The 8,224-nt window shown below is 45.1% G+C and carries 10 protein-coding genes; 6 read left to right on the top strand and 4 right to left on the bottom strand.

Features of this window, described 5'->3' with window-relative positions:
• Positions 1-140: 140 nt before the first annotated feature.
• Positions 141-1,706 (bottom strand): aldehyde dehydrogenase (NADP(+)), encoded by a 1,566-nt coding sequence (locus ICN40_RS09930; RefSeq protein ID WP_216243771.1) that lies wholly within the window; start codon positions 1,704-1,706, stop codon positions 141-143.
• A 240-nt stretch (positions 1,707-1,946) separates the two neighbouring features.
• On the opposite strand from ICN40_RS09930, the gene ICN40_RS09925 reads away from it, so the two are divergent.
• Positions 1,947-2,915 carry a tripartite tricarboxylate transporter substrate binding protein gene (locus ICN40_RS09925; protein WP_216243769.1) on the top strand — a complete coding sequence of 323 codons (969 nt, stop codon included), beginning with the start codon at positions 1,947-1,949 and terminating at the stop codon, positions 2,913-2,915.
• Between the two features lie 46 nt (positions 2,916-2,961).
• Positions 2,962-4,632, top strand: coding sequence for a thiamine pyrophosphate-binding protein (locus ICN40_RS09920; protein ID WP_216243767.1), 1,671 nt, complete (start codon positions 2,962-2,964; stop codon positions 4,630-4,632).
• A gap of 7 nt (positions 4,633-4,639) precedes the next feature.
• On the opposite strand, the gene ICN40_RS09915 is transcribed toward ICN40_RS09920, so the two are convergent.
• The gene (locus ICN40_RS09915; protein WP_255561303.1) at positions 4,640-5,641 is read right to left on the bottom strand and encodes a LysR family transcriptional regulator; all 1,002 of its coding nucleotides are present in this window, start codon (positions 5,639-5,641) and stop codon (positions 4,640-4,642) included.
• 141 nt (positions 5,642-5,782) lie between these two features.
• A complete protein-coding gene (locus ICN40_RS09910; protein WP_308281779.1) occupies positions 5,783-6,121 on the bottom strand; it encodes a helix-turn-helix domain-containing protein in 339 nt (112 codons plus the stop codon).
• Positions 6,122-6,251: 130 nt separating this feature from the next.
• Here ICN40_RS09910 and ICN40_RS09905 point away from each other — a divergent pair, with 130 nt between their 5' ends.
• From ICN40_RS09905 to ICN40_RS09890, 4 genes are read left to right on the top strand one after another with little or no spacing between them, the layout of a single operon-like run.
• Complete coding sequence (locus tag ICN40_RS09905; RefSeq protein WP_216243765.1) at positions 6,252-6,701, top strand: Rrf2 family transcriptional regulator; 450 nt, start codon at positions 6,252-6,254, stop codon at positions 6,699-6,701.
• Between the two features lie 9 nt (positions 6,702-6,710).
• Positions 6,711-7,133 (top strand): PAS domain-containing protein, encoded by a 423-nt coding sequence (locus tag ICN40_RS09900; RefSeq protein ID WP_216243764.1) that lies wholly within the window; start codon positions 6,711-6,713, stop codon positions 7,131-7,133.
• Positions 7,134-7,147: 14 nt separating this feature from the next.
• Entirely contained in the window at positions 7,148-7,549 is a 402-nt protein-coding gene (locus ICN40_RS09895) for a group III truncated hemoglobin (RefSeq protein WP_216243761.1), read from the top strand.
• A 9-nt stretch (positions 7,550-7,558) separates the two neighbouring features.
• The gene (locus ICN40_RS09890; protein WP_216243759.1) at positions 7,559-8,032 is read left to right on the top strand and encodes a hypothetical protein; all 474 of its coding nucleotides are present in this window, start codon (positions 7,559-7,561) and stop codon (positions 8,030-8,032) included.
• A gap of 107 nt (positions 8,033-8,139) precedes the next feature.
• Here the strand turns inward: ICN40_RS09890 and ICN40_RS09885 are convergent.
• Positions 8,140-8,224, bottom strand: an 85-nt coding sequence (locus tag ICN40_RS09885; RefSeq protein WP_216243695.1) for an IS3 family transposase, incomplete at its 5' end; no start/stop codon positions are given.

The raw sequence follows: 8,224 nt of genomic DNA, 5'->3' as shown, positions 1-8,224 counted from the left end.
AGACCGCCAAACTTTAAATACTCTTTAACTACCTTTAGCTTGAACTGCGTACTGTATTTGCTCATAAAACAAAACCCCCTTGGTTGGACTTGATGTCCAACTTTTGGGGGTCAGTTCACGTAGGTGGTTTCCTTGTTTACTTACTTACCGTTAACCAGCTTGGGTACAGAACTGCCGTCTCTTAATGATTCGGGCAATAAGTTGCTTGGAAAATCCTGATAGGAAACTGGTCTTAAAAAACGCCAAATCGCCTCGGTACCAACTGAGGTGGTTCTACTGTCTGATGTTGCCGGAAATGGTCCACCATGAACCATCGCATGACAGACCTCAACACCCGTTGGGTAGCCATTAAATAGAATGCGCCCTACTTTACGCTCAAGAATAATCAATAACTTCTTCACGAATGCAGTGTTGTCGCTGGGGTCCATCAAAACAGTTGCGGTGAGCTGACCTTCAAGACTATTGCTTAGTTCAAGGATTTCTTCATCACTCTTGCACTTAATAATTAATGAGCTAGAACCAAATACTTCATCACGCAGCGCATGGTCCTTTAAAAATGCTTGGGCTGTTGTTACAAATAGGCGTGCACGACATTGGTTTGGAGCGCTATTGTCTTGCGCTTGGGCCAATAACTCGACATTAGTATTACCCTTGAGTTTGGCAACCCCAGATTCAAAGGCCTGATGAATACCGGGAGTCAGCATGGTAGTTGGCTGAGCCACTGTAACGAGATCGGTAATCTTGCCAATAAAAGCATCTAACTCAGGCGCCTCTCTCACAATCAACAGGCCCGGGTTGGTGCAGAACTGACCAGAACCCATGAGCATGGAATTAACAAATCCAGTAGCGATAGAATCTGCACGATTCTTTAATGCTTCAGGCAAGAGATAAGTTGGATTAATACTACTCATCTCCGCATAAACCGGAATTGGCTCAGGTCTTGCTGCCGCAATCTTCATGAGCGCCACACCACCAGAGCGTGAACCAGTAAATCCAACCGCTTTGACGCGGGGGTCGGCCACTAAAGCAGAACCAATATCAGCGCCAGAACCAAACAATAATGAGAATGTGCCTTCTGGCATGCCAGATGATTTGACAGCAGCTTGGATGGCTTTACCGACTAACTCGGAAGTGCCAGGGTGGGCAGAATGGCCTTTGACAACTACCGGGCAACCAGCAGCTAAGGCAGAAGCAGTATCGCCACCAGCTACAGAAAATGCTAATGGGAAGTTACTAGCGCCAAAGACAACAACCGGGCCCAAGGGAATGTGACGCAAACGAATATCAGAGCGTGGCAATGGTGTACGTTCTGGCATGGCGGTATCAATCTTGACACCCAACCAACGCCCTGCTCTTACTTCTTCAGCAAAGAGTTTGAGTTGGTTCATGGTGCGACCCAGCTCGCCTTCGAGACGAGCTTTTGGTAAGCCTGACTCTAAGCCAGCGCGCTCAACAATGGAAGCACCATTAGCCGCTAAATTAGCAGCAATCTGCTCCAAGAACTTGGCGCGGGTCTCTAAATCGGTTTCACGGTATACATCAAATGCTTGCTCCGCTAGTGCGCAAGCACGCTCAACTTCTTGTGCTCCACCGCCCAAATAGGCTGGCTCAAGATTCTCACCAGTTGCAGGATTAATGCCGTAAATGGCCTTTTTAGAACCTTTAACTAGCTCTTGTCCAATAATCATGTTTCCTGCAATAGTCATCTTGTTCTTTCTTAGTCAATACCTTATGTTTGCTTAGCAACAAACCAAAGCCAATTAGAGTGGAGCCAAATATAGATCATTAGCCCACAATCTGCCTTGCAGTTAATGCAAACCAGAAATGCATGAGATCGCTACCATAACCATCAATCCATTCCTATACTTTCCAGGCTTTCTCAAATAAAACTCGGGGCCTAGCTTGAGTTTTTTTCACCCATTAACTGCAGCACCAGAAAGGCCGACATGAAAATTACTTTACTGAAAAAAGCCCTGCTTACACTCTGCTTAATGGGTGCAGCCACAACAAGTTATGCATGGCCAGATAAAAGCCTTACCGTGGTTGTTCCATGGCCCCCAGGCGGTCCATCTGATTTAGCTGCTCGCCCTGTATCAAAAGGCTTATCGCAAGCATTTGGCCAACCCGTCATCATCGACAATCGCCCAGGCGCCGGCGGCAATATCGGAACAAGCCTAGTGGCTAAAGCGCAGCCCGATGGTTACACCCTTTTAATTACTGCAAGTGGCCCAATCACGATCAATAAGCATCTTTATAAAAATATGTCATTTGATCCCCAGAAGGACCTCCAACCGATTACCAACTTACTCCTAGTGCCTCAGGTTATTTTGGTAAATCCATCGCTCCCAGTGAACAATCTACAGGAGTTAATTGCTTACATAAAAGACCAAAAAGGCAATTTTCAATGGGCATCAGCTGGCAATGGCACAACCCAACACATGACGGGTGCATTATTTCAAAATCGCACAGGTTTAACCATGAGCCACATTCCTTACAAAGGCTCTGCACCCGCAATAACAGACGTTGTAGGTGGCCATGTTCCGATGTTAATTGACAGTACTATTGCTGCAATTCCAATGATTAAAGCAGGAAAACTGAAGCCTATCGCCGTATCTGGAAAACGTCGCGCATCAAACCTTCCCCAAGTACCAACCTTTGAAGAAGCAGGCCTCCCAGGCTTTGAGTCTTATGCATGGTATGGGCTATTTACCACTGCTGGTACACCAAAAGAAGTGGTTACCCAAATTAATAAGGCAACTGTGAGCTACATGAAATCGCCTGAATTTAAAAAGGTTATCAACGATACGGGCTCTGAATTTGTTGGCACTGATCCAGCAGCATTTACAAAATTTGTTAATGAAGATGCAGCTCGCTGGCAAAACTTAGCACCTAAACTTAATCTATCTTTAGATTGAGCGACCCTTTCGCCCAGACCGAAAAACCTATAAATATAAGTTGAATATGAATAACGATTCAAAAGATCTTCGCAATGGCGGTCAAATTCTCGTAGAGGCTTTATGTAGAAATTCAGTAAATACTATTTATTGCGTTCCCGGAGAAAGTTATTTACCAGTGCTTGATGCTCTTGCAGGACATCAAGAAATTAAAACTATCAATACACGACATGAAGGCGCAGCCTCTAATATGGCTGATGCTTACGGCAAGATAACCGGACGTCCTGGCATTGCTTTTGTGACGCGCGGTCCGGGGGCTACTCATGCTGCCAACGGGGTGCATACGGCAATGCAAGATTCCACCCCCATGATTCTCTTCATTGGACAAGTGGGGACTGGTATTAAAGAGCGTGAAGGTTTTCAAGAAATAGACTACCGCCAAATGTTTGGCCGCGTAGCGAAGTGGGCAACTGAAATAGAATCTATTGATCGCATTCCTGAGATCATTCATCGCGCATTTAATGTAGCCATGTCTGGCCGTAAAGGGCCTGTTGTGATTGCCTTACCAGAGGACGTTCTTTTTGGAACGGCTAATGTACTCGATCTACCTAAGGCACTTGTTGGAGAAAGTCATCCAGCTCCGACAGCAATCTCAGAAATTGAAGCTTTACTAAAAAATGCACAGCGCCCATTGGTAATCGTCGGGGGAACTGGATGGACACCAGAGGCACAGCATCATTTGAAGTCATTTGTGCAGCGCTTTAATCTTCCCGTAGCAGCCGGATTTCGCCGTCAAGATGTTCTAGACAATAGGAATCCACACTACGTAGGCCAGCTAGGGCTTGGCATATCGGCAGCGCTCGCGGATCAGGTTAAACAATCCGATCTATTGATAGTTCTGGGAAGTCGCCTATCAGAAGTGACATCGGGAAACTACGAGATTATTAAAAGCCCGCTTCCAGATCAAAAGTTAGTTCATGCACATGCTGACGCTGGAGAGATTAATCGCGTATTTCATGCTGATGTACCTGTTTGCGCCACTGTAGAAGCAACCATATCCGCGCTTGATAAATTACCAGACCTCGTCTCCCCTCCTGCATGGGGGAAATGGACAGAAACAGCTCGTGCAAACTATATAGCCCACAATAGCCCGGTACCAAGATCACCAGAGCAAACCGGGGTTGAACTCTCGCATGTGGTTGCTCACCTATCCAAGAGCTTGCCAGAGGATTCCTTTATTTGTAATGGTGCAGGAAACTACACGGTCTGGGTTCACCGCTTCTTTCAATATAAGCAGCTGGGAACTGAGCTAGCTTCAACCAACGGCGCAATGGGCTATGGCTTGCCAGCTGCTATTGCTGCGAAAATTGAGCGACCTGAAAGTACTGTTGTTTGCTTTGCTGGTGACGGGTGCTTCATGATGTATCCACAAGAGCTTGCGACAGCTATTCAGTTCGGAGCTGCAATCATTGTGATCGTTGTTAATAATGGCATGCTGGGAACAATTCGCATGCATCAAGAGCGAGAGTACCCAGGCAGAGTTTCAGCTACCGACCTTGTAAACCCAGACTTTGTAGCGCTCGCTCAATCCTTTGGCGCTTATGCTGAAAGAGTTGAAAAAGATGAAGACTTTGCGGAAGCCTTTCAGCGAGCAAAAAGATCTGGCAGAGCAGCACTACTAGAGCTCTGCACAGATCCGGCGCAAATTACACCGCAAGCGAGATTAAAAACTCACTAATGGGAGTCTAGTCATCTGTTTTAACGGCCTGCTGCCCAATCCACTGGGCGCCAGGCCACTCATTGCTCGCAATTAAATTGTGAGCAACATCCCGAATTAACTTATTGAGAACCCATAGAGCGTTGGGCTGGATAGATGTTTTACCAACCACAAGAGCCACACATCTTTGCAACTCAGAATCCGCTAATGGATAGGCCTTCAACCGCCCTAACGCCACTTCCTCAGCAGCAGCAGCCAAAGGAAGTAACGTACATCCACATCCTTTATGAACTAGCTGCATCGTAATCGCAATAGAGCTGTCGCTTTCCAGCGCAACATTAGGAGTCATTCCGTGACGGGTCAAGACTGAATCAATCATTACCCTCAATCCATGGTGGGTGCTTGGCAAAATTAATGGGAAAGTCGCAAGATCAGCAACTTCAATTGCTTGCTGAGCAATTGAATAGTCATTGGGAGTCAAAAGGCAGAGCCCCTCTGATACCAAAGGTTCGTAACTCAGGCCAGCTGCATACTCGGGCCGATACAGTAGCGCAATGTCTACCTCACCTGCATGCAAGCTAGGAAGAATCCCACTAGCCAGCCCCTCAGAAAAATGTATTTGACTATGCGGATAACGCTTTGAAATAGCATGGAACAAGTCGCCAAAAAGCACTTTTGCGATCGTTGGTTGAGCTGCAATCCGAATTTTTAGGGGATCTAAGCATTCTTGATCTGACAAAGCTTTAACAGCCTGCTCAATTAAAACCCTTACCTGCTTTGCATGATCAAGCAAAGATTCGCCTTGGGGAGTGAGAGCAACTCCACGACCACTTCGCCTGAATAGCCGAGTACCTACTTCTGCCTCAAGCTGACTAATCTTTCGGCTAAGAGTAGATGCATCGCAACCTGCAGCTAGCGCTGCTGAAGAGATGCTACCGGCATCGGCTACTAAGGAAAAAAGGTTCAGATCATCAGAATTCATCGAGCTATAGTGCCATAAGATTGGCTTTAATTGGCCGTTTTGAGACATCTGAGCCTGTTTGGCCAATTAGACAGTTACCGACCCATAGCGAACACCCAAACATAAACTGTCAAAGATGGCTTCACTTAAAAGTTTGGGTCATGATTAGGGATGGAGTTCTTTATCAAACCATTTTTACCCCTTACCGCCTTACGTCTTCAGCGCATCTTCTAGACATTTAGACATAAATTCGCCGTATTTAAAAGCCATCTTTGTGGGGGTAACGAACTTTCTACGGCCATCCTCTTTGTCTGTGACAAGCTTTATATAGCCAAGGGCTGATAGATTTTTTACCCTTCCATGCAATGTTGCCTGTGACCCAATCTTGTCTAGCCGAAGAAGATCGCCAACAAGCAATGACTGGCCCTCATTGGTAGAGCGTAAGACATATCCCAATAATTCTCTTTCGACTTCATCTAAAGTCTTCCCAGGATTCATGCGATCCAATGAATCAACTAAATTTAAGAATCGTATAAATGCTGTGCTCACAATTAATATCCCTGACCTAACGATTCATTAGCCACCAAGCTATGCAGGCTGTTAATTAATAACATGTATAATTTATACATCTTTTAAGGGTAAACGTCAATAAGTTACTTATATACAAATAAGGTGAAAAATGCGATTTACAACCTACACGGACTACTCACTTCGCGTCTTGATGCACCTTGCTCAAAGCAACCAAGGTGGCACTACTATTTCTGAGCTTTCTGACTTTTACAAAATTTCACGTAATCACTTAGTAAAAGTGGTGCATCACCTAGGATTACTTGGCTACATCGAAACTACTCGCGGTCGTACTGGCGGCATAAAATTAGCCATACCCGCCAATCAAATTAAGCTTGGGGATGTGGTTGAGCAAACTGAACCTGATAGCAACCTCTTGGAGTGCGTAAATCCTGGCGAGAATAGCTGCGTAATTGATAGGCAGTGTCGCCTCAAAGGGATTCTCTCATCAGCAAAATCAGATTTCATTAAGGGTCTTAATAAGTACTCTTTGCATGATTTTTCCAAGCCTAAATGGCAAACAGAAAATTTGTTTAAATCCGTAGCGATTCAATCAGCATAGGGATTTGGTATGAATATCAATTTTGAAGCGCTCGTTCAATCGCTTGGCGATGGAGCGGTTATCTCAGATGCTAAAGGCATAATCACCTATTGGAATCCATCGGCTGAACGGATTTTTGGCTTTAGCGTACATGAAGCGTTAGGTGCCAGCTTAGATCTCATCATTCCTGAGCGCCTTCGCAAGCGGCATAACGAGGGATATGACCACTCTATGCAAACAGGCACCACCCAATATGGTGACAAACTGCTGACCGTGCCAGCAATCCATAAATCCGGTCGACCGCTCTCGATTGCATTTACCGTCTCCGTGATTATTGATCCCGATGGCAAGGTTGTAGGGGTTGCTGCAATTATTCGAGATGACACCTCCAGATTTAATGAGCAGCGCATGCTTCGTAAGCGCATTGCTGAACTAGAAGCTAGTTCAAATTAAGCTCTCATTTATATATGTCCTTAAAGCCCCAAGATCGAACCTGTCTTGCAGATCTCATTGGAAGAGATGCCGTTATTTCAGTAGTTGATGAGTTCTACAACCAAATCCAAACCCACCCCACTTTAGCTGCTCCATTTTCAGCGGTGCACGACTGGCCCGGACATAAAGAAAAAATTGGCGACTTTTGGTGGGTGGTTTTAGGCGGCAAACCCCAAGCCCCCTATAAATATGATCCCGTTGGTAAACATTTTGCAGCTGGCTTTAACTCAAACCTGTTGGAAGACTGGAAGCAACTATTTAAAGGGGCTCTAGACTCCCATCTTGACCAGGAGTTGGCTAACAAATGGTTTTCCAGGGTCCAAATGATTGGCGAAAATCTCCTATCCCAAAATGAACGATTAATTAATGAAAATTAAAGAGTCTAGATGGCTGATTTAACCATTGCACGTGCAATTCATATTCTGAGCATTGTTATTTGGATGGGTGGAGTAGCCTTTGTGACCATGGTGCTAATTCCGGTCATCAGGAGCACCTCATTCAAAACCGAGCAACTATTGATTTTTAACGCCGTCGAGAATCGTTTTGCTTCGATTGCAAGGATAGTTGTGATATTGTCTGGACTAAGTGGCTTTTATATGACCTATAAACTGAATGCATGGGGTCGATTTTTAGAGGCTCAGTATTTTTGGATGCATGCCATGGCGCTCGTTTGGCTTATGTTTGTTATTGCTCTTTTTGTGATCGAACCATTTTTTATAAAGAATCATAGACGGATGGTGAAAGACGGTCGCAATATTGAAGATCTCAAGAAAACCCAACTTGTTCATATAGTGATTCTAGTTTTGAGCTTAATCACCATTTTTATTTCAGCACTTGGTGCGCATGGATTTTTCTATTAATAAATTAATACAGGCATGCACCATGGCAGCTTCCGACCCACAGGAGACTGTCGCCGGAAAAGAAAAACCGCCCGAATGAACTGACCCCCAAAAGTTGGACAGTTTAGTTAGGTTAGCACGAGGGATTGAGTTCGGTAATTTACCGGGCTTAATCCCTTTAGTTTTTGTTTGATCCGATCATGGTTGTAATAG

Source organism: Polynucleobacter sp. Fuers-14, assembly GCF_018882045.1.
Taxonomy (GTDB): Bacteria; Pseudomonadota; Gammaproteobacteria; order Burkholderiales; family Burkholderiaceae; genus Polynucleobacter.
Note: the sequence above shows the minus strand (reverse complement) of the source record. Positions and strands in the feature narration are given on the sequence as shown.

Coding starts and splice junctions, on each gene's coding strand:
- ICN40_RS09930 (WP_216243771.1), bottom strand. CDS start 1,706: ATGACTATTGCAGGAAACATGATTATTGGACAAGAGCTAGTTAAAGGT.
- ICN40_RS09925 (WP_216243769.1), top strand. CDS start 1,947: ATGAAAATTACTTTACTGAAAAAAGCCCTGCTTACACTCTGCTTAATG.
- ICN40_RS09920 (WP_216243767.1), top strand. CDS start 2,962: ATGAATAACGATTCAAAAGATCTTCGCAATGGCGGTCAAATTCTCGTA.
- ICN40_RS09915 (WP_255561303.1), bottom strand. CDS start 5,641: ATGTCTCAAAACGGCCAATTAAAGCCAATCTTATGGCACTATAGCTCG.
- ICN40_RS09905 (WP_216243765.1), top strand. CDS start 6,252: ATGCGATTTACAACCTACACGGACTACTCACTTCGCGTCTTGATGCAC.
- ICN40_RS09900 (WP_216243764.1), top strand. CDS start 6,711: ATGAATATCAATTTTGAAGCGCTCGTTCAATCGCTTGGCGATGGAGCG.
- ICN40_RS09895 (WP_216243761.1), top strand. CDS start 7,148: ATGTCCTTAAAGCCCCAAGATCGAACCTGTCTTGCAGATCTCATTGGA.
- ICN40_RS09890 (WP_216243759.1), top strand. CDS start 7,559: ATGGCTGATTTAACCATTGCACGTGCAATTCATATTCTGAGCATTGTT.